This window comes from Streptococcus sp. FSL R7-0248, from assembly GCF_037967965.1.
In the GTDB taxonomy this organism is placed as follows: domain Bacteria; phylum Bacillota; class Bacilli; order Lactobacillales; family Streptococcaceae; genus Streptococcus.
Map to the genome: position 1 here is coordinate 1309645 of NZ_CP150201.1, position 21828 is coordinate 1331472.

22 protein-coding genes and 1 riboswitch are annotated in these 21828 nt (G+C 38.7%); of the genes, 2 read left to right on the forward strand and 20 right to left on the reverse strand.

The window, feature by feature from the left end:
• Nucleotides 1-14: 14 nt before the first annotated feature.
• From NYE32_RS06250 to NYE32_RS06340, 19 genes are all read right to left on the reverse strand, one after another.
• Nucleotides 15-2099: a DUF262 domain-containing protein gene (locus tag NYE32_RS06250; protein ID WP_064520812.1), complete on the reverse strand. Its 2085-nt coding sequence runs from the start codon at nt 2097-2099 to the stop codon at nt 15-17.
• A 2-nt stretch (nt 2100-2101) separates the two neighbouring features.
• Nucleotides 2102-3640: a DUF262 domain-containing protein gene (locus NYE32_RS06255; protein WP_070438193.1), complete on the reverse strand. Its 1539-nt coding sequence runs from the start codon at nt 3638-3640 to the stop codon at nt 2102-2104.
• A 183-nt stretch (nt 3641-3823) separates the two neighbouring features.
• Nucleotides 3824-4426, reverse strand: a complete 603-nt coding sequence (locus tag NYE32_RS06260) for a response regulator transcription factor (RefSeq protein ID WP_038676257.1) — start codon at nt 4424-4426, stop codon at nt 3824-3826.
• Nucleotides 4423-5517: a sensor histidine kinase gene (locus NYE32_RS06265; protein ID WP_339156885.1), complete on the reverse strand. Its 1095-nt coding sequence runs from the start codon at nt 5515-5517 to the stop codon at nt 4423-4425. Before NYE32_RS06265 ends, NYE32_RS06260 begins: the two co-directional genes overlap by 4 nt.
• The gene (locus NYE32_RS06270; RefSeq protein ID WP_037600926.1) at nt 5510-6247 is read right to left on the reverse strand and encodes an ABC transporter permease; all 738 of its coding nucleotides are present in this window, start codon (nt 6245-6247) and stop codon (nt 5510-5512) included. The genes NYE32_RS06265 and NYE32_RS06270 overlap by 8 nt, the downstream gene beginning before the upstream one ends.
• Nucleotides 6244-7125: an ABC transporter ATP-binding protein gene (locus NYE32_RS06275; protein ID WP_037600931.1), complete on the reverse strand. Its 882-nt coding sequence runs from the start codon at nt 7123-7125 to the stop codon at nt 6244-6246. The genes NYE32_RS06270 and NYE32_RS06275 overlap by 4 nt, the downstream gene beginning before the upstream one ends.
• A complete protein-coding gene (locus NYE32_RS06280; protein ID WP_339156886.1) occupies nt 7118-7297 on the reverse strand; it encodes a hypothetical protein in 180 nt (59 codons plus the stop codon). The genes NYE32_RS06275 and NYE32_RS06280 overlap by 8 nt, the downstream gene beginning before the upstream one ends.
• A gap of 10 nt (nt 7298-7307) precedes the next feature.
• Nucleotides 7308-7517 carry a hypothetical protein gene (locus NYE32_RS06285; protein WP_014632978.1) on the reverse strand — a complete coding sequence of 70 codons (210 nt, stop codon included), beginning with the start codon at nt 7515-7517 and terminating at the stop codon, nt 7308-7310.
• Nucleotides 7518-7947: 430 nt separating this feature from the next.
• Entirely contained in the window at nt 7948-8886 is a 939-nt protein-coding gene (locus NYE32_RS06290; protein WP_156685349.1) for a bile acid:sodium symporter family protein, read from the reverse strand.
• Between the two features lie 142 nt (nt 8887-9028).
• Complete coding sequence (locus tag NYE32_RS06295; protein WP_021143964.1) at nt 9029-9478, reverse strand: cytidine deaminase; 450 nt, start codon at nt 9476-9478, stop codon at nt 9029-9031.
• Between the two features lie 10 nt (nt 9479-9488).
• Entirely contained in the window at nt 9489-10226 is a 738-nt protein-coding gene (locus tag NYE32_RS06300; RefSeq protein ID WP_021143963.1) for an ABC transporter permease, read from the reverse strand.
• Nucleotides 10223-11104, reverse strand: coding sequence for an ABC transporter ATP-binding protein (locus NYE32_RS06305; RefSeq protein WP_021143962.1), 882 nt, complete (start codon nt 11102-11104; stop codon nt 10223-10225). The genes NYE32_RS06300 and NYE32_RS06305 overlap by 4 nt, the downstream gene beginning before the upstream one ends.
• A gap of 70 nt (nt 11105-11174) precedes the next feature.
• Nucleotides 11175-11852 carry a hypothetical protein gene (locus NYE32_RS06310; RefSeq protein ID WP_156685348.1) on the reverse strand — a complete coding sequence of 226 codons (678 nt, stop codon included), beginning with the start codon at nt 11850-11852 and terminating at the stop codon, nt 11175-11177.
• A gap of 136 nt (nt 11853-11988) precedes the next feature.
• Complete coding sequence (locus tag NYE32_RS06315; RefSeq protein WP_339156887.1) at nt 11989-12654, reverse strand: hypothetical protein; 666 nt, start codon at nt 12652-12654, stop codon at nt 11989-11991.
• 12 nt (nt 12655-12666) lie between these two features.
• The gene (locus NYE32_RS06320; protein WP_004182309.1) at nt 12667-13161 is read right to left on the reverse strand and encodes a YkgJ family cysteine cluster protein; all 495 of its coding nucleotides are present in this window, start codon (nt 13159-13161) and stop codon (nt 12667-12669) included.
• An 84-nt stretch (nt 13162-13245) separates the two neighbouring features.
• Complete coding sequence (locus tag NYE32_RS06325; RefSeq protein WP_037602162.1) at nt 13246-15246, reverse strand: ABC transporter permease; 2001 nt, start codon at nt 15244-15246, stop codon at nt 13246-13248.
• Between the two features lies 1 nt (nt 15247).
• On the reverse strand, nt 15248-16006 hold the full coding sequence (locus NYE32_RS06330) for an ABC transporter ATP-binding protein (RefSeq protein WP_080611935.1): 759 nt from the start codon (nt 16004-16006) through the stop codon (nt 15248-15250).
• Nucleotides 16007-16148: 142 nt separating this feature from the next.
• The gene (locus NYE32_RS06335; protein ID WP_080611934.1) at nt 16149-17123 is read right to left on the reverse strand and encodes a sensor histidine kinase; all 975 of its coding nucleotides are present in this window, start codon (nt 17121-17123) and stop codon (nt 16149-16151) included.
• On the reverse strand, nt 17113-17793 hold the full coding sequence (locus NYE32_RS06340) for a response regulator transcription factor (RefSeq protein ID WP_004182305.1): 681 nt from the start codon (nt 17791-17793) through the stop codon (nt 17113-17115). The genes NYE32_RS06335 and NYE32_RS06340 overlap by 11 nt, the downstream gene beginning before the upstream one ends.
• A 205-nt stretch (nt 17794-17998) precedes the next feature.
• Nucleotides 17999-18094, forward strand: a riboswitch (purine riboswitch).
• Nucleotides 18095-18242: 148 nt separating this feature from the next.
• Here NYE32_RS06340 and NYE32_RS06345 point away from each other — a divergent pair.
• A complete protein-coding gene (locus tag NYE32_RS06345) occupies nt 18243-18824 on the forward strand; it encodes a xanthine phosphoribosyltransferase (protein WP_004182304.1) in 582 nt (193 codons plus the stop codon).
• On the forward strand, nt 18824-20092 hold the full coding sequence (locus NYE32_RS06350; protein ID WP_080611933.1) for a nucleobase:cation symporter-2 family protein: 1269 nt from the start codon (nt 18824-18826) through the stop codon (nt 20090-20092). Before NYE32_RS06345 ends, NYE32_RS06350 begins: the two co-directional genes overlap by 1 nt.
• 121 nt (nt 20093-20213) lie before the next feature.
• Here NYE32_RS06350 and NYE32_RS06355 read toward each other — a convergent pair whose 3' ends face one another.
• Entirely contained in the window at nt 20214-21815 is a 1602-nt protein-coding gene (locus NYE32_RS06355; protein WP_080611932.1) for an ABC transporter ATP-binding protein, read from the reverse strand.
• Nucleotides 21816-21828 lie beyond the last annotated feature (13 nt).

The following is a 21828-nucleotide window of genomic DNA, read 5'->3' on the forward strand; positions in this document are numbered from 1 at the left end:
CCTTTGTGATAATATTAGTGCAATTTATTATTCAAGTATTCTGCTATATCCAAAAATGATAGCGTAGAATCAAAATGTTCTTCCTCTGCTTCTTCGCCACCTATTAAATTAAGGCTAAAATGATTTCCTCGAAATCTGACTTCATATACTTCATTTATATAGAGTATCCTATTGGTACTTTCAATCCCTTTCTCACTTTCATAACAAGATTGTATTCCTAATTCCTTTAGTTTTTCTTCTAGTGCTATCAAATGAATATCATAATTTCTAGCACTAGAGCTCTTATTGGGAATTAACAACATCTCCTCTGAACGATTAAGCCAGAACGGAGATTTCATTCTATATTGTGAAGGAGTCATTTTACTAAACATGGTTTCATAGTAAGCAATGAAGGCATAACGCCATTCTTGAGGAGCTATATTACTAATATTTTCTTGGATAATACGACGATACTCAACATCTAGCGGCTTGTTCATATCGAGTTCATCAAGTAGTTTTTTGACATACTCATTTCGAGATGAAAATAAACTTTTGAGGCTTGGTGCAGACCCAGAAGACTCATTTGAATTATCCTGATACAGCGTTTTATAATTATTAGCTGTAGTCATTGTATAGTCTCCTAGAGCTAGCAAAGCTGCCCGCATTAATAGACCTTCTTCATGCTTTGTTTCAGTAAACATTTTTGATATTTTATTCCAATAGATTGAAATAACATCAATCTTTCTGCTTGGCAAATCATCCGCTTCGAAGTAAAAGCAACTTCGAATCTGACCATCAAAATAGGGATGATTTTCAGCAACTTCTATAATCTCTCTATAGGAATCATCTGCAGTTATCAATTTAGCTTTTTCAATCTCTTCGTCAACTTGGTCAATACTGAAACCATTAATTCTATTTCCCTCGGCTAGATATTCTAGCAGGTCTGAAGTATGTTCGATTTGTTCATTAATCCCCTTGATTGCCCGTTCATATGACTCTTGAGAATCTATAACTGAGTTATTAATCAAGTTCCTAAAGATACGATACCAATTTTTATAGCTAGTATCTAATGAATCACCGTGATGTTCTAAGAATGTTGAAATAACGTGAAAATAAACCCTATCCTTCAGTTTTTTGTCGACTATTGAACCTTCTAAGATAGATGAAACCTCAGGCACTTTATTCTGAGAGAGAAAGTCAAGAACAGATACAATTATTTTTATATGACTTATTTCTACAGTTTCAAAGTCGATTTCAAGAGTCCAATTGTCGCGTTTAGAATAATCAAGGCTATCTAAATTATTGATAAGCACAATTTCAAATAAATTTAAAAAGTTGGTGTCAAAGGCATTTTTATCAATATTCCAAATAACATCAGTCCATTTTGTATCAATATTTTGGGAAAATTCCCTTTCTAAATGACTATCTATTTTCTTTATTCTATCAATTAATCTTGCTTTAAAATTTTCAAAGTCAGTTAATGGGCGCCCTCTAGAATTCAGTTTGATATAGAGCTCATCTTCTGAACCAAGTTTATCAATATCTAGAAAATTGAAGACAAGTTTTTGGTTATTAGAATCTGATAAAACTGAAACATAATCAAACCCATAATCAAAAGAATCAGAAATGTCATCTAGTGTTTTCAAGGCACCTTGTACAGTTGGATCTAACTGCCATGAATCTGCAAACCATGGCTGATCTGTTATGATTTCTGAAGAACTTTCTGTTTCTGTAAAGATATTCTTTCTGTTCTCAAATAGACTCTTGAAAAATTGTGTAGAAGACTTTCTAGTTTTATAAGAAAAATTACCTAGAAAGTCACACTCGTCATTATCTCTATAGGCAAAAAGATAAACCAGAAATAAGGTTGTCAGACGTTGTTGCCCATCTAATGGAATAAACTTCCCATTAATTGATTTTCCATAAATAAAATTCAAATCGAGTGGTCCAACGTTTGTGTCAAGTAAGGCAGTATTTATATCCTGGAGTAATTTTTTTCGAACTTCTGTGGTTCTTTTATCCTTTCTTCCTTGTGCATAGTCTCGCTGAATCAATGGAATTACGACTCGATAATTTTCTAACAATGATTTTAAGTTATATTTTGCGTTGATCTCTTGCATGACTACTCCTCATAATCTCCAAAAAATTGGTTAAATTCCTGTTTTATCGCTTGAATATAACTGTCTTTATCCTTTTCAGTCCAGTCATCAAGTCCATCTACCTCATTGCTATAGACTTTCAAAAACACATTACGCGTACAAACAGGTACAAATTTCCCTTCTGCATCAACCTCAATAATAATTCTTCGTTTTTGATCAAACGGACTATTTCCATAAGATCGATTCGTATTAGCGTCTAGCAAAGTTAAATTAGCTAGACTATCATCAGCTTCAGCAGTCTCATCAGCCGTAGCATGAATATGCTCGATATCCCATTTCTCTTTCTTATAAATATCAAAAGGAAATCGATATTGTTTTTCACTCTTATTAATCAAAGTAACGAGATTAAACAGTAAAAGAGTAGATTTGATAGTTTTATTTTTAGTACCATAGGAAAGTTCTTCTATAGAATCTATATCACCCGCAAGAGTTTTATAAGCAAGGTCTTTTAATTTAGAAAAAGCTTCCGACTTTTTCATCCCTCTAGTAGCTTCAAAGACCTCTTCAATTTTCTTAGCGTCAACCGATAATAGATAGCCGATTAAATGGTATCTATTTAGGTCCCTGTACCAGTTAGTTAATTCATCAAATAATAAGTCGATTTCATTCCAGTAGTTACTTATAAAAGTCGGTTTATTTTCGGCATTTTGATATTTTGCGTAGATTGTGTAGAAAGTTGAGTAAATATCATTTTGAGGTATTTCTAAAGTACGATGTTCAAGCAGGTTAAACAAAAGATCTATTCTAGTGACATATTTCTCACTATTTGTAAGGAACTTCCAAAATGATTCCTCTTGAAGTTTATGTTCAATTTTATCCCAAGCTATCCCCCTATGTATCCTTTCACTATCATTTTCAGAATCATAATTAGTTTTATCTAACAATAAAGCTTTAATGAGCTCAGCATTAGTCAAAGGAATCTTACCTAAGTTAACTTTGGTAAATAGTTTTATAGGGTCTTCTGTCTCATCAATTTCATACCAAATAAAGAACACAGCCTCTGTTAAGACTTGATAAATATCGTGTAAAGCATTATCCGAATTAATATCTTCTCGTTCCACCCATTTATCAATAGCAGCAAAAGCTTTACTGATATGATGTGCATCAATATCATAATCCTCGATTTGTTGATAAGTATCAAAATTTAATTCTTTTAAATATTTAGCACTCTGTTCTCTTGTTTCATAAACCAACTCAAAGTAATCATATTGATTACTTCTTCTACGGCCACTACTAAATTCAGCAGACATAAATTTCAAAAAAATAAAGATCGTTGTTAGCCTCTGTTGACCATCAACGACATCATAAGTATTATCTGAAACTTTCTTAACAATCAAGGGCTGCAAACAGTACTTATAATCTCTGTTTTGTTTACTATGTGTATAGAGGTCTTCTAAAAGAGTTGTAACCTCATGTTCAGTCCAGCGATATCCCCTTTGATATGAAGGAACATTAAATTTTAACCCTTTTAGGTCTTCAATTCGTTTTTCAGAAACTACCATTTGTTGTCTCCTTATCTTCCAAACGTTGTTATTAGAATTGACAAAATTATCATCTACAATTATAGCACTATTATAAAGCAAAATATTGGAAAAAATGCAAAATACTTTCTATATCGTGACGGCATGAAAAAAGCCACCATATGGTGACCTTTAATTAATAAAATTTCTTTTATAAACTTCTCCTCATCCCAACCAGTCTTTTTCTTTGGCAATGCGGACGGCTTCTGTTCGGTTGCCTGCATCAAGTTTGGTCAGGATAGCTGTCATGTAATTTCGGACGGTTCCGTTTGAGAGAAAGAGACTTTCTGCGATTTCTTGGTTGGTTGAACCTTGAGCCACCATGGCCAAGACTTCTTGTTCGCGTTGGCTGAGTGGATTATTGTCAAAGGCAACACCTTCAACTAGCTCTGGCGAGTACTCCTTTTGTCCTGCTAGGACGGTATGGATGGTCGCCATGAGGTCACTGATGGAACGTTCTTTGAGCACGTAGGCATCCACCTGGGCTGCAAGGGCTCGTTTAAAATAGCCTTTTCGTTTGAAGGTGGTCACAATAACAACCTTCGTTTCACTTTGATTGGCACGGATCCACTCCAGGACATCAAGTCCTGTCTTGATTGGCATTTCAATGTCTAAAATGGCTACGTCGACCTCTTCTTTTTCCAAGAGGGCAATGGCTTCTTGGCCATCACTGGCCGCATGGACCTCTTCAACATCGTCCTCCAGCATGAGGAGTTGGCAGAGGGCATCCCTCAACATTGACTGGTCTTCGGCAACTAATAATTTCATGCTTTTCCTCCCTCTTTCAAATGCACACGAATGATTGTTGGATGCGATTGAGACACAATTTCCAAGTCTCCATCTACCAAACTCAGGCGCTCTCTGATACTGTGTAGTTCTTGTCCAGTGACTTCCTCAAAGCCACAACCATCATCCTCAAACTCAAGGACAATACCATGATCACGTCTTAGACGAATCTGACAGCTATCAGCCTGGCTATGTTTGATGACATTATTGGCCAGTTCACGAAGCACCATGGACAAGGTCGACTGGCTAACAGGTGACAGGCTGTCTAAGTCAAGGCTACTATCCACGGTCAAGACGATATCTGATAGGTCAAAGAGTCGCTCGAGTTCCAGTAACTCCTCTGCCAACGTTCGGTATTTGAGCTTATTGACAATCTCACGCACCTCGTACATGGAGTCTCGGCTAATCTGGTTCAATTCTTCCAGATTCTTTCTAGCAGCTTCATACTGCTCCTTGTCCATCTGTTTCAGAGCCAACTCGGTTTTAAGACTCATCATGGCAAAGGTATGTCCTAAGGTATCGTGCAAATCACGACCGATACGATTGCGCTCATTTTCAGCTGACAGGATATTAATGGTCCGATTCTGCTCCGCAAGGGCCTCTTCCATCTTTCTCTCCTGACGTATACGGTTTTGAAAATAGTACATTCCCAAAGAAAATAAGGTAATAGCCATAGACATGAGGTGGGTACTCAAATCGTCTGTCAATAGGAAGGATGATGACGTCAAAATCAAGAGGGTCACTAGAAAGGAAAAGAATCGATAAGATGATATGCTATCCTCAAAGCGCCAAACGAGAAGATTGACGTTGAAAAAAACAAACCACATCATGCCACCCTGGAAGGTCATGGACATAAAGATAATGTAAGCTAGAGTGTAAAACCACAGAAAGGGAATCCACTTGCTATAGGCTTGTTTCAAATACACCATAAGGAGATAAGCGATGGTAAACAGACCCGTCAAAACTAAAGTCCAAACTGGAAAATACCCACCAAAAACTCCTAAGATCGGGAAGACTAGGAAAATCAGACTAACAAAATAAGCAAAATCATTTTTCTGGTATGTTCTAAACATGGTCACTTTCTCTGTAAGATTTGATAAAAAGGGCTAAGCCTGTAGCTATTGTAGCATAGACCAAGATAAAAATGAGTGATTTCCATGAAAATTCCCCTTTTTTTGCGAAATTGACTACCAACTGATTAATATGATAGATGGGTGTCCACTCAGAAATGTGCTGAACCCATATTGGAAACATGGTAACTGGCATCCAAGAACCACCGATAATAGCAAGTCCAAGAAAGACGATATTTCCGACGATAGCCATGATTTGTTGGGACTTAATTTGGGCTAGGAGTAAGCCAAAGGAGAGGAAAACTAGACTTGACAAGAGTAAAAGAGCGCCTGAACCGAGCCAATGTGATAATGGCATCTTAACATCACGCACAAAAGCTCCCACACAGAAAGTTACGATGATAGCAACCATAAAGTTCATAAGAACTCGGAAGATTTTAGAGAGGTAATAGGCCTGAATACTGATTTTTGAATGTTCGATGTAGGTTAGCCAATGCTCCGTTTGATCCTCTCTAAGCATGTAGGGAAAGGTAAAGAAACCAAAGCTGGACATAGAGAATCCTGTCATCGTCAACATATAAGACAAGATAAAGGCTTTTTGTGACTCTGGGTCAGGACTCATTTCCATACCTGAATACAAGAGGAAAAATCCGACGGGCATTCCGATAGACATGATAAAGACGGGCCAACTGCGCCATGTTTTTATCCATTCGATTTTAAGTAGTGCTTTCATGACTTGTCCTCCCTTGTGCTATCAAATAAGCTATCTAAAAGTGTTTTGTTTTGAATTTCAATGTCAGAAATGCGACAGCCGTGAGCTTGTAAACTATTCCATACACTTTCAATATCTTTAGTCATAAAGGTTACAACATCACGTTTTTCAGTCACATCATAAATGGCTGCCAGTTTGTCAAGACTTGGCGCAAAGCGACTTGGTAAGGTGACTTGTTTTTCCTTTTCTTCGCTACGCATAGCGTGTGGCGTAGTATCCCTGATGAGTCTCCCCTGATGAAGGACCAAAATGCGGTCAGCTGTGTGCTCGACTTCTTCGATATAGTGGGACGAATAAAGAATAGTCACACCTGACTTTTTCAGATCATTGATGATTTCCCAGAAACGTTGGCGTGTCGTAGTGTCCATCCCTGCTGTCGGCTCATCTAAAAAGAGAATATCAGGCTTGCCAATTAGACAGAGGACAAAGGCAAGAAGACGTTTTTGTCCCCCTGAGAGTTTGTTCGCAAACTGCTGATACTGATCGTCTTTGAATTGTAAGAGTGCTTGAATCTCTACTTTAGATAACCCATTTTCAGAAATATCTTGGAAAAAAGTAATCAGTTCCCTAACTCTTAATTGTGAAGGAATGGTATTTTCTTGGAGAAGGACCGCAATTTGATCTTGTGCTTTACCCGTTTTGCCCTTGATAAAGACTTGACCGCTACTGGCTTTCTTATCACCAAGAATGCAGGACATTAAGGTCGTTTTACCAGCACCATTGGGACCAATTAAGGCAAGACAATCGCCTTGTCCTACCTCAAAGCTAATATGGTCTAAAATCGTTTTCCCTTTGATTTTTTTAACAAGATTTGTGACTTGAAGGATTGTTTCACTCATGTTTGTGATTTCCTTTCTTTTGGTAGAAGGCTAGAAAAACATAACAAGCTGCAACAGACACACCCATGACACTGTAGAGAATATCATTACTACCATGAAGTAGGACATAAGCAAAGAGGATGGTCCAAATTACCGCTAGGAGCAAGATGCTTAGTATTTTCAATAGTTTCATGCTGGGACTCCTAGTTTTTCAATTCTTTAATGACAAGGTCGATAAAACTTTTAGCCATAGTGATGAGAATGTAGGCTGAGATAGACAAGCCAATAATCATGCCCAGATTTGAGAAGATAGCTTCAAAGTTCCCTTTTTCAAAGATGTCAGTAAACATGCTAAGTCCAGCAAAGACAGTTCCGATGACAGCGTAGATAAGGTAAGATGTTTTGATTTTCATGAGATGACCTCTTTCGTTTTTTATTATTTCTAAGTTATGACTAAAGTATATCTTTTTGGTCATTCTCTTTTTAGCACCAGATGTCATGACATGACATGACATTTGTCATGTGACGTAAAAAAGCCGACCCTAGGTCAGCTTCAAGTGGTAAATAAACGTTTTCAAATACGCCATGAACTAAGAAAGTCTGCAAAGAATGACATAACATTCTTTTTTATGAACGACGTGAGTATAACTGAGACTTTCCGCTATGATACCCCCCCTAAGAACTTAAACTTCAGAGGTTCAGAAATATCGAGACCTTATACTCTAAGCTTGGGTATGGAACTTCCTTGACGTTCGCTGACGTCCATCATCACCTAAGGACAGTCTCAGAAAAGATTATTTATTAAAAAATAAAAGCCAACCCAAGGTCAGCTTTTCATTTATCTTAATGACTATTTTTTGAATGGTTCTTCCACCATGATGAGAGGATAGAACCTGAGATATTGTGCCAAATACTAAAGATAGTTGATGGGATGGCAGCTTGTGGCACGAAATATTTCATGGCAAGGGTTGCTCCAAGACTTGAGTCTTGCATCCCCACTTCGAAAGTAATGGCTTTTTGTTGTGGTTCTTCCAAACCAAGGATTTTTGAAAATCCAAAACCAAGCGCATAACCACAAAGGTTATGAAGCATAACAACTGGGATAACAAGGGCTGTCGCTGCTGTGAAAATATTGGCATGGTTGGCAGAAACAACTGCTCCAACAATCAAGAGAATGGCGGCTTGTGAAATCAAAGGCATAATCTTGATAATGGCATCGATTTTCTTACCAAAGATTGAATGAACGAGCACACCCAAGATAATAGGGACAACCACGATACGCAAGGTACTTAGGAAGAGACTTTGTGCAGGGACACTCACGTACTGACCAGCCAAGAATGACAAGAGGGTTGGAATCATGAGTGGTGCCAAGAGAGTTGAGAGGGTTTCAATAGAGACATCCAAGGCAATATCCCCACCTGAAAGGAAGGCCATAACACTCGATGAAGTCCCACTTGGACAAGAGCCAACAAGGATAACCCCTGCTGCTGTCGCACCTTTCAGATGGAAAATCATACAAAGCAACCAAGCCAAACCAGGCATGATGACATAGTGAGCTACAGTCCCAAGAACAACTGGAATTGGACGCTTAGCAATACGTTTAAAATCTTCTGTGGTCAAGGTAAGCCCCATACCAAAAAGAATCAAACCAAGCAGATAAGCCGTATTGGGAATGACCCAACTACTAGTTGCGGGAAGGGCATAGTTAAAGGCCGCCCAGAGGATAACAGCTACAGTAAACCATTTGCTGAGCCATTTACTAAAAGATACAAGTGACTCCATAATGAAACCTTCTTTCTATTTTCACAGAATAGTATAGCACTTTCACTTTGAATTTCAAGGTAAATTTCGAATTTTCTGAAATTAATTTCAGAAAATAAATCCTCACACTTAACATGCGAGGATTTTGTGATTTCTATAAACCTTAAGCCTTGTCTTGCGACTTTTCTTCAAATTGTTGAGCCCGTTCTTCTCCCCACCACAGTGGCAACAATTCTCCCAAAGTAATGGTTTGACGTGTTTCGTAGTCAACCATAAACTCCAAGTTACGATTATCAGGATGCAGTTCCATTAGAAATTCTCGACAGGCCCCACAAGGCATGCCAGACGGTCCACCATGAGGCGGCTGGTCACGAAAGGCGATAATTCGCCTAACCTTATTTTGACCAGTTTCTTGATACATATTGAAAAGGGCAGCTCTTTCGGCACATAGATGGAAAATACCACACGTCCCTTCCATACAAAAGCCCGTGAAAATTTGCCCATCTTCAGACTCAACGGCAGCCACAACATGTCTAGCATAGACAAAGTCTGAGACTTCCTGTGGCTGATACAAGGCTTGAGCCTTTTCATACATTTTCTGCCAAATATCCATTATTTCTCCTTTAACCTCGATCACTTTCTCTATGAGACTTGATAAAGAGTGCAAGCACTATTGATACTGCCGTATAAGCCAAAATAAACAAAAGTGATTTCCATGAAAATTTCCCATTGATAGCAAAATTAACGACCAATTCATTGACATGATAGACAGGTGTCCACTCAGAGATACTCTGAACCCACTTAGGGAACATGGAAATAGGAACCCATGAACCACTCACTATAGGCAAGACAAGGTAAATAATATTAGCTACAAGAGACATGATTTGTTGAGATTTAATCTGAGCGATAAGCAAGCCAAAGGCCAAAAAGACCAAGCTTGATAGAAGTAAAAGAGCACCTGATCCTAGCCATCTAAAGAATGGCATCTCTACATCTCGGAAAAAGGTACCTACACAAAAGGTCACAATGATAGCAACCATAAAGTTTAGAAGCACACGAAAAATTTTAGAAAGATAATAAGCTGCGATACTAACCTTTGAGTGCTCGATATAGGTCAACCAGTGTTCAATTCGATCCTCTTGTAACATATAGGGAAAGGTGAACAAACCAAAACTAGACATAGAAAAGCCAGTCATGGTTAACATATAAGATAGCAAAAACTCTTTTTGGGCTTCTGGAGTAGGCGCTGAGAAAATACTTGAAAAAAGGAGGAAAAATCCGACGGGTATCCCGATTCCCATGATAAAGACTGGCCAGGTTCGCCACGTTTTTATCCATTCAATTTTTAGTAATGCTTTCATGCCTTGTCCTCCCTTGTTGAATCAAATAGGCTATCCAAGAGTGTTTTATTTTGGATTTCAATATCAGAAATTCCACAGCCCGCTTCTTCAAGACTTTGCCATACCTTTTCGATATCTTTGGTCATGAAGCTAATGACATCTCTCTTCTCAGTAATCTCATAGATGTCCGGCAGTCCGTGAACAATGCTAACAAAGCTACTTGGCAGAGTGACCTGCTTCTCTTTCTCTTCGTGTCGCATAGCGTATGGCGTGGTATCTCTGATAAGTTTCCCTTGATGGAGGACTAAGATACGGTCAGCTGTATGCTCCACTTCTTCGATATAGTGAGAGGAATAGAGGATAGTTGTCCCAGCTTTTTTCAAGTCATTGACAATCTCCCAGAAACGCTGACGAGTCGAGGTATCCATACCCGCTGTCGGTTCGTCCAAAAAGAGGATTTTAGGTTTATCAATCAAACAAAGGACGAAAGCCAGAAGACGTCTTTGCCCACCTGAGAGTTTGTCCGCAAACTGTTGGTACTGGTCTTCCTTAAATTGCAGGAGTTCCTGAACCTCTTGATTGGTCAAGGGATTATCAGAAATAGATTGGAAGAAGGCAATCAGCTCTTCCACTTTCAAACTATTTGGAATGGTATTTTCCTGAAGGAGAACCGCAATTTTATTTTTGGCCTTACCTGTCTTACCATCAATGAGGACCTGACCACTGCTGGGCTTTTTATCTCCAAGAATACAAGACATCAGGACAGTCTTACCCGCCCCATTAGGTCCAATCAAGGCGACACAATCTCCCTGATTTATCTCAAAACTAATATCCTCTAAAATGGTCTTTCCCTTGATGCGTTTTCCAAGGGATGTGACTTGAATAACCGTTTCACTCATACCTGTGATTTCCTTTCTTTTGTATAGGAACCATGCTAATTGACAATAGAGCTGATATCATTGGACTCCCTTAATACACCACTTCCAGCTCAGTGCAGAAGAGACTTCCGCTCAGATGAAGCCTTGTTTCAACTTGTTCTAAATCAGATTCAAAACGATCCACCTTTACAGATGATAGGGGATGTGAGATTCCAGTGGTGTCCATGACACAAGCATGAGGAAGTCGAATATGAACTTCACCAAACTTAGCATCAAGATGAACTGCTACCTGACTTGATGCAAAGCTGGCTTGACTCAAATCCAGCCACAGCTCACCGAAAGCCATATTCATATCAACCGTTTCGACTTCTTGAGAATAGATGCGATACCTATCCTCAGCCATATATGTCTTAACAGAAATATGTGGTCCTTCTTGGTCGTTCTTATTGACCTTATAGTCTTTAGTGAGACCCTTCTTTTGCCTATTGCCATAGAGAAACTCTAAGGCCAAACCTATCAGAAAGATACCACTAAAGAGATTCCACTGTGCAAAATCGAGGTCTAATAAGTCATGAACATAGGGTGATAAGAAGGCCAAACCAAGAAAAATGAGGAGCGGTCGCCTATTCAAGATACCAAAACAAAAAAAGGCCACGAAGAAAACCAGATTATAATTGACCATGATCCAAAAATCTGGAATAAAGGCACTGGCGATAAAACAAGCTGCTAGTAAAAGCAACAAGAAGGCCCGAGCATTAAACCGTTTCATAAGGAGACTCCCTTCTAGTAAATGATTGCAAATTTCCAATTATTTTCACTATCAGTATAGCACTATTTGTAAGCGTATTCAATAATATATAAGAAGGAATTGCAAGAAAAAAAGAGCTTTCGCCCTTTCATCATTTTCAATGTTTGACAGTTACTTGTCCAAAGGTTACTGAGCCTGTTAGAGAAACTGTCGTGCTAGACAAGTCTCGCTCTCCCAGACTATCATAGCCTTTCACTCCTGCTAGGCTTGTATGAAGCCCATGTGTATCCACTTGCCAATCCTTAGGTACTCGAATGACAACATGAGAAAAATTGGCCTGAACCACAATCTGAGGTCGGTCCGTCATAAACTGAGCCTGACGCAAATCTAAAGTCAAACGTCCAAAATCGGCATTGGCATAGACAGTTTCGAGGTTTTGTGAAGTCACCACCTGAACAGACTCTGAAAATAAGGTCTTAGCAAAAATCTCTCGCTCATGTTCTTTAGAAACCTTGTAAGAGAAGTTCTTTTTATAACTTGGCTTGCTCAAACGGTCCACCGCAATTCCCAAGATAAGAATCCCTACAAACAGGGTCCATTCTGAATAGTCCAATCTAAAGAGGTCATGAATATAGGTTGATAGAAAAGCCATTCCCAAGAAAAAGAGAAATTTCCCCTTAGATTGCCAACTCAAAAGCACAAAAAGCAAGGCCAAAATCAACTTATAATTAAAGGCCAAATACAAATCTGGAATAAAGGCTGTCGCGATAAAATAGGCAGCAATGATAAGTAGGGTGATAACACCTGCATTAAAGCGTCTCATAACAGTTCCTTTCTAAATCCTATCCTTGAGTTTTTCCACAAAAAGGTAGGCTGCTGGACAGAAAAGCGTATTTTTAATAGTCAGATGATTGATCTGATAGATTTTCTTACGGTCTGTGTGAGGAAAGGCTGCACAGGCCTTGGGGCGGACATCATAGATGTCACAGAGATTATCAGGCCCCAAAAATGGACAAGGCATGGACTTGAAGACCTTATCGCCATCCTCATCTACTTGCAAGTACATCTCCTCGAAAGCAGGTAACTTCATGCGAAAATGCTTGGCAATACGAGTAATGTCCTGCTCTGTGAAGTCTGGGCCTAGTGTCTTACAACAATTGGCACACTGGACACAATCAATCTCCTGAAAAACTTCATTGTGTACCTGCTGAACAATCTTATCTAAATTTTTAGGGGCTTTCTTCTTGAGTTGTGCTAGAAATTTACGGTGCTCCCCCTGCTTTTGACGTGCCAATTCCTCGTAACGTTTGACATCAATAGTCTGTGACATGTGTTTTCTCCGATGATTTATAATTCTTTCATCTATTATAGCATAAAAGAAATAGAGCCTAGCTTGAACTAGACTCTATGTTAGTTACATCGATACGATTCTACGATAAGAACGCGACGTTAGGGCGAAAACCAAGACATAGGCTAGGAAGAAGACGCCACAAACAATAATAGTGACCACTAACATAAGATTTGGATTGAGAACCCCAATAACACGCACAATCAAACTGATCATATGGTAAGCAAAGGCTAAGTGTGTAAAGGCAAAAATCAGAGGGAGGAAAAAGACAGTAAGAACTTGTTTACGAATGGTTTTCTTGACTTGTTGATCGTCCAACCCAATCTTTTGAAGAATAACAAAGCGCTCACGATCCTCATAACCTTCAGAAATCTGTTTATAGTAAATCACGAGAACTGTGCCAAGCATAAAGATAATGGATAAGAAAATACCGATAAATAAGGTTCCGCCAACAAAGCCATTTAGCATCCCTTCTACATCATATCGGCTATTAGCAGTGAGGTTAGGCCCAGGGACACCAGTAGTTTGTCCAGCTAACTGTTGCGTTTCTTTATCCGTGAGTTTGTCTAGCAAATCTGAATTTTTCTTGGCTTCATGTGTAGGGTCTTTGACGTTAACACCAACATAAGTAGATTGAGTGGTTGCTGTTCCTTTGATACTTTCTTTAAAATTATCCATATCAGGAACGACAAGGTAGCTATAATCAGAAACTATGGTTGTAAAGATATTAGGTACTTTACCTTTAATAAAGTCATTAAGGCTTTCCTGAATCTGGTAGTTTTGACCATTGATAGAGACACTCTTTTGATCTTTCAATATTTTATTTTTAGTAAATAAGCCAACTTGATTTGAAGTCAGATTGAGGTCTTTACCTGTTAATTGCTTATAAGTTGCTTGTGAGAAGACAAGAAAAACTGACTTTGGTAGAACTTTTCTTTCATTCTCAGAAAAGATGGTTAGCTTGTTTTTTTCTTGTTCTTTGATACCAAAGTAGAGGTAAGTTACTTCCGTTTTTCTATTTACCTGATTTCCCGACTGTGATAAGAAATCATCCATAACCTTTTGTGTACTTGTTACATCTACATTCGTTCCGGTAACTGAGTACTCATGTGGAGCAGCACTGGCCAAATAGTCTTTTTTTCCAGCATAGATACTTGCAGCACCTACAAGCGTCACCAGGACCATACTTGAGAGGATAGCAATGGTAGCAAGCCCAACTGCGTTTTTCTTCATTCGAAAGACAAGGTTGGAAATGGAAATCATATTATTAGGCTTGTAATAGTAGCTTTTCTTCTTTTTCAAGAGTTGTAGAACTACTGTTGTCCCAGCGTTAAAGAGAAGATAAGTCCCTAAAATGACCAGTAAAACAGCTAGGAAAAAACTGATAATAGCCGTTACTGGATTCTGAACAGAAAGAGCAAGATAGTAACCATATCCCATAGTCCCAAGTCCTAAAAGGGTTTGAATAACTAGGAAGCGTCCTTTTTTCTCACCCTTAAGGCCATCTTTAGTTAATTGTAAAGGATTAAGCCGTAGTAATCGGAAACCATTTACCAAAACCAACAAACTAAAAATACAAGCAAAGATGACAAGAACAATAGGAATTGTCATTACTTGAAAGGTCGAAACCAAACCAGTACTTTCACCGATAAGCCTTTGAAGAAAAGCATAAATGAGTTTATCGAATAGCGCCCCTACACCTATACCTAGAAGCAAAGTCACAAAACCCATAATCATCGTTTCTTTTAAAATCATGCTAAAGAGGTGACGTTTCTCTAAGCCTAGCACACTATAGAGACCAAGCTCCTTTGAACGATTTTTCATGACAAAGCTGTTGGCATAAAGAACAATAATCCCAGAGGATAGGGCGACAATCCCAAGTCCCAACCCCAAAACCATCTTGATAGCATCTGCCCCAGGTAAGTCATCCAGATGCGAATTAAGCGTTAAAGATGTAAAAATATAGGTAATGGCAATAACCAGAATAGTTGCCAATGTATACGGATAGTAAAGCTTACGATTTTTTATGAGATTGGACAAAGCCAGTCTATTGGTTAGACGAAACATATTAGTTCACCTCACTTGCCATTGTAGTTAGTGTATCGGAAATTTCTTGGAACATTTGATGTTCAGACTTATCCCCTTTGAAGATTTGATTATAAAGAATACCATCCTTAATAAACAAAACACGCTGCGCACGACTGGCGGCCGCTGTTGAGTGAGTTACCATAAGAATGGTCTGACCGCTGGCATTAATAGTTTCAAAGACATCCAAGAGTGCCGCTGAAGATTTTGAATCCAAGGCGCCTGTTGGCTCATCTGCTAAGAGGATTTCTGGTTTAGTGATGATCGCACGCGCAACTGCAACCCTTTGCTTTTGACCACCTGAAATTTCATAAGGGTACTTCTCTAGCAAGGAATGAATTCCCAGTTGACGACTGATAGCTTCAACTTGTGTCATCATTTGCTTAAGTGGGCGTCGAGAAAGGACCAAAGGTAGCAGGATATTATCTTTAACTGATAGGGTATCTAAAAGATTGAAATCCTGGAAAACAAACCCTAATCTTTCACGACGGAAACTGGAAGCATCCTTATTTTTAATAGTTGCTGTGTCCATACCATTAAGGTAGACACGCCCTGACGTTGGTTTATCAAGCATGGCAAGAATGTTGAGCAGGGTTGATTTTCCTGAACCAGACTCACCCATAATAGCAACATACTCACCCTTCTCAACCGTAAAATGGATATCTTTAAGGGCTTCAACCTGATTTCCTTTGAAACGTGTTTTATAAATTTTTTTAACATGTTGAACATCTAGTAATGTCATAATAAGCTCCTTTATTAGTAGAATTAGGAGAGATTTTAGGAATCTCTTACTTAACTTCGATACCATTTTATAGAAAAAGCAGGGGCAAAACCATAACCCTTGCTTTCATTTGTCGTCTAATTTCTTACACTTTTGTAAGTTATCAATCAATGGCTAACTTCTTCTTTTGAAAATGAATGGAGACTGTGGTTCCTTGGCCTACTTGGGAGCTAATACTAATATCATGTCCAAGCTGATCAGCAATTTTCTTAGAAAGATACAGTCCTAGCCCAGAGGATTGCTGGGTCAGTCGGCCATTGTAACCTGAAAAGCCACGCTCAAAAACCCGTAGAATATCACTATTTTTAATACCAATCCCAGAATCTTTAAGATGAAGCCCATTATCTTTAAAGTAAATTTCAATGCCACCACTTTTTGTGTACTTCAAACTATTTGACAAGACCTGCTCTATGATAACCAAGAGCCATTTTTCATCTGAAACGACCATAACATCCAAGTCATGTAAATTAATAGTCAACCCTTTTTGAATAAAGAATAGACTATGTTTTCTAACAACTTCTTTAACCAAGGGGTCTAATGCAACCTGCCTCAGCTGCAAATCATCATGAAAATTCTCTAAACGTAAATACTGCAAAACCAAATTGGTGTAAGAATCAATCTTGAATACCTCTTGCTCCAAGAGAGCCCTCGTTTTACTATCCGTAATATCCCGAAGCAATAATTGACTAGCTGCTATTGGCGTCTTGATTTGATGTACCCAAAGCGTATAGTAGTCCATCAAATCTGTATAGCGCTTGCGCTCCTCCTCAGTCTGAGACATCTGGCTCTCCCTAGCACTTTCCAAAGTTTGGGTTAGGTAAAATTCTAAAGGACTTGATGGTGTGATTTCCTCATAGAGAAAGGCTAAGTTATAAGAGCGATAGGACCTAACCAAGTCCCAAATAACCATGATGATAGTCACAAATGTCATTATGGTCAAGGCGTAATAAAGAATATCTGCCGCCTCTTCAAATAAAAAGGCAAATAAGACCAATATGATTGCATTAAAGACAAATAAAAGATAGAAAGTCAGACGAGACCTAATATGGTATTTGATAAATTGACACTTACCCATCATGACGCAACCCGTAGCCAACACCTTTCTTGGTTTCAATAAAATCCTTCAAACCCACTGCCTCTAACTTCTTACGTAAACGAGCTACATTAACTGACAAGGTATTGTCATCAATAAAGAAGTCACTATTCCAAAGCTCCTTCATCAGGTCTTCCCGACTAACGATATTACCAGCATGATCGAAAAGAACTTGTAAAATCTGAAACTCATTCTTTGTCAAAGAAACGACCTCTCCCTGATAAACCAAATCCATGGCCTTAAGGTTCAGAATCACACCCATATATTCCAAGAGACTCTGATCCTTACCAAACTCATAAGAACGACGCAAAAGCCCTTGAATTTTTGCTAGGAGAACATTTTGGTCAAAAGGTTTAGTCACAAAGTCGTCCCCACCCATGTTGATTGCCATAACAATATCCATGGCCTGATCTCTGGAAGACAAGAACATAATAGGCACCTTGGAGACCTTACGAATTTCCTGACACCAATGATAACCGTTGAATAGAGGTAAACCAATATCCATAAGAACCAAGTGGGGCTCTACTTTTACAAAAATAGATAATACTTCCATGAAATCTTCAACAAGAACAACTTCGTAACCCCACTGTTCTAGCATTTTTTTGACTTGTTGACGGATAACCTCGTCGTCCTCCACTAATAAAATCTTATGCATAACTCTACCTCTTTCATTTCCCACTATTATAACAAAAATGCTATAAGAAACTACAATTCTCAGCAAATCTTACAATAATGTTAGATTGAATTTTCCAACTTTTAAAATAGTGCGTTTTCATAGGAAAAATCCTTTGAGTCTTCAAAGAAAATATAGTATTATAATAGAGTTGATGTTGGTTTATCATCAACCAACGACAGCTTCATCGAACAATGAGAACATTACTTATTTATGTCACGAATCGGCGTGACGTTTCTACAAGGTGCCGTAACACCTAACAATGAGTAAGTCAGAAAGTCATCAAAAGATTTTACCGTCTTTTTATGATTTTAAAGGCTTGCTTTGCAAGCCTTTTTCTGTTATTCGATGGTTTTGATCTTTGTCAGAGTCATAGTAGAATCTGGGAAAAATCAAAATACACTTTAGTTATATTTTTTATAGGAGGTAATATGAAATTACTGGAAGACCGCATTCTCAAAGATGGGAATGTCCTTGGGGAGAACATCCTCAAAGTTGACTCTTTCCTCACTCACCAAGTGGACTTTGACCTCATGCGTGAGATTGGAAAGGTCTTTGCTGAAAAGTTCAAGGATGCAGGCATCACCAAGGTGGTGACTATCGAGGCATCTGGTATTGCTCCAGCCCTCTACGCTGCTGAGGCCTTGGATGTCCCTATGATTTTTGCTAAGAAGGCTAAAAATATCACCATGAATGAAGGGATCCTCACTGCTGAGGTCTACTCTTTCACTAAACAGGTGACTAGCACTGTCTCTATCGCAAGCAAGTTCCTCACTCCTGAAGATAAGGTCCTCATCGTTGATGACTTCCTAGCTAACGGCCAAGCTGCCAAAGGCTTGATTCAAATCATCGAAGAAGCTGGTGCACACGTCGAAGCGGTTGGTATCGTTATTGAGAAATCTTTCCAAGATGGTCGTGCCCTTCTGGAAGAAGCTGGCTATCCAGTCGTTTCACTTGCTCGTTTGGATCGTTTTGAAAATGGTCAGGTCGTATTTAAGGAGGCAGACATCTAATGCAAAACAAAGAGAAACACTCTCAGGCAGCGGTCCTAGGACTGCAACACCTACTTGCCATGTACTCGGGATCAATCCTGGTGCCAATCATGATTGCTGGAGCCTTGGGGTATTCAGCTCATGAATTAACCTACTTGATTTCAACCGACATTTTCATGTGTGGTGTAGCAACCTTCCTCCAACTTCAACTTAATAAATACTTCGGTATCGGTCTTCCAGTTGTTCTCGGGGTTGCCTTCCAGTCAGTGGCACCACTTATTATGATCGGTGAGAAACACGGTAGCGGTGCTATGTTTGGTGCCCTTATCGTTTCAGGGATTTATGTTATCCTCGTTTCTGGTGTCTTTTCAAAAGTAGCCAATCTCTTCCCTTCTATCGTTACAGGATCAGTTATCACAACTATTGGTTTGACCCTCATCCCTGTGGCTATCGGAAATATGGGGAACAATGTTGACAAACCAACTGGTCAAAGCCTCTTCCTTGCTGCTATCACCGTTCTTATCATCCTTGTAGTTAATATTTTCACTAAAGGATTTATCAAATCCATCTCAATCTTGATTGGTTTGATTGTCGGTACTGCTATCGCAGCAAGCATGGGCTTGGTTGACTTCTCACCAGTAGCTGCGGCACCTATTGTCCACGTGCCAACACCATTCTACTTCGGGGTGCCTAAGTTTGAGTTGTCATCAATCATCATGATGTGTATTATCGCTACTGTGTCTATGGTTGAATCAACTGGGGTTTACTTGGCCCTCTCTGATATTACCAAAGAACCAATCGATAGCACTCGCCTTCGTAACGGTTACCGCGCTGAAGGTTTGGCTGTTCTCCTTGGTGGACTCTTCAACACCTTCCCATACACTGGTTTTTCACAAAACGTTGGTCTTGTGAAGTTGTCAGGTATTAAGACGCGCTTGCCAATCTACTATGCGGCTGGTTTCCTTGTTCTTCTTGGACTCCTTCCTAAGTTTGGTGCCTTGGCTCAAATCATCCCAAGCCCGGTCCTTGGTGGCGCTATGCTTGTCATGTTCGGTTTTGTTTCTATCCAAGGGATGCAAATCTTAGCGCGTGTTGATTTCGCCAACAACGAACACAACTTCTTGATTGCTGCGGTATCAATCGCTGCAGGGGTTGGTCTTAACGGCAGCAACCTCTTCAACAGCCTACCAAATGCTTTCCAAATGTTCTTCTCAAACGGTATCGTCGTTGCAAGCTTGCTTGCCATCGTCCTCAATGCCATTTTGAACCATAACAAAAAAGAAAAATAACACAAGAACACCTGAGTCACTTGACTTAGGTGTTTTCTTTGAAATTAAAATCTTCAAGTTGTAAAGCAAAAGAAAAAACTAAGCAACTAATCTGTCTAACTTTTACTGAAAGTAGCTCTTGCTATTTAATTCTTACGATTGACTTATTTTCAATTCTATAGACAGCATCATAATCTTCCAGATTGTAATGATGGGCAATTTCAATAATGCTATTAGGCAACTGTTTCAGGACATTACTTATTTCTTTTGAACTTGCTACATCTAAAGAAGCCATCATCTCATCCGCAAGTAAAACCTGCTTGCCCCTCAAAATAGCACGTGCAATCTCAAGTTTTATGATTTGACCACCTGAAAAGTTATCTCCAGTTAATTCATAGTCTAATTGGTGACAACAAGCCTCCCATAGTCCAACTTTTTTTAGTGTTGAAATGAGCAATGAGTCAGAATAATCTTGATAAAGAGTTAGATTATGTCGCACACTTGTATGAAAGACATAGGGATTTTGATGAATAATTGCAATATTATCTAAATTTGGAGTCAGCTCCCTTCCATCAATGCTTTTAAAAATGATTTTCCCACTATATGCCTTATCTTGCCCTGATATTAACCTAAAAAGTGTTGTTTTTCCAATACCACTATCACCAACTATAAGATTATGCTGAGACAATGAAAAAGTAACCGTAACATCTCGAAAAATCTCTTGATTATCATAAGATTTAGTGACGTTTTTTAACTGAATTTCTTCTAAAGTATGTATGTGAAGCCCTTTTGAAGGAATTTCTGACTCACTTCCAAATGTCAATAATTTATCTTTTATCACTTGACTTGATTGAATACTTGCAATAGCCTCCAGAATCTGTTGTAAGGGGTTAATAAGATATGTTGAAGCAGACATCATAGCAATAAGTGTAGTAATTGAATTTTGTTTCATGACAAGACCAATCACAAATGGTCCAATCAAGCCGACAGCTTTCAGAGGTCCTGTCCAAAACATAACTAAATTATGAAGTGTATAATACTTAAATTGTGTCGTCTCCATCTCACTAAGGGTTATGAGAGTTTGCTTTACATTCTCTTTTTCTGCTTGGTTGCAAATAATAGTTTCAATCCCTTTACCAAAGTCTGTAATAGCTCTTAAATTTTTCTCTTTTGAGCTACTTAGTAATTCTCCTGACTCTTTTAACTTTCTCTTAAATATAAACTGAGGCAAAATCATCAGAAAGGCACCTACAGTAAAAAGACTACCTACAATAATATTTTGTTTGAGCAGATAAATTACAGATACTAGGACAGAGGCGCCCCACACTGGCGAGATAAGAAAAGATTGGAGGAACTCCTGGTCTACAATTCCAAGATCTTGTGTCAAGAGTGAGCAAAGCTCAGAATCGGATATGTTTTTAGGAAAGGCAGCATGATTCTTTAAAATATTTTCTGATAGGCTTACATTAAACGCTCTAATAATAGAACGAAGCAGAATATTCTCTATATACATAAAAGCGTACACAACCACCCAAAGAGAGATACTCGAAAATGTAAAAACTATTAAATCCCGACTATCACTACTATCTATATGACCTGCCATCTGGATAATTATAGGTATTACAATGCCTTGACACGAATAAAGAAGCGCAAAAATGATATAAAGTACCATTTCCTTCTTAGGAAGTAGCTTAATAAATCTAAGCAGTGACACAGCAACCGATTTAGTTTTTTCAATAATCATTGCTTTTACCTCC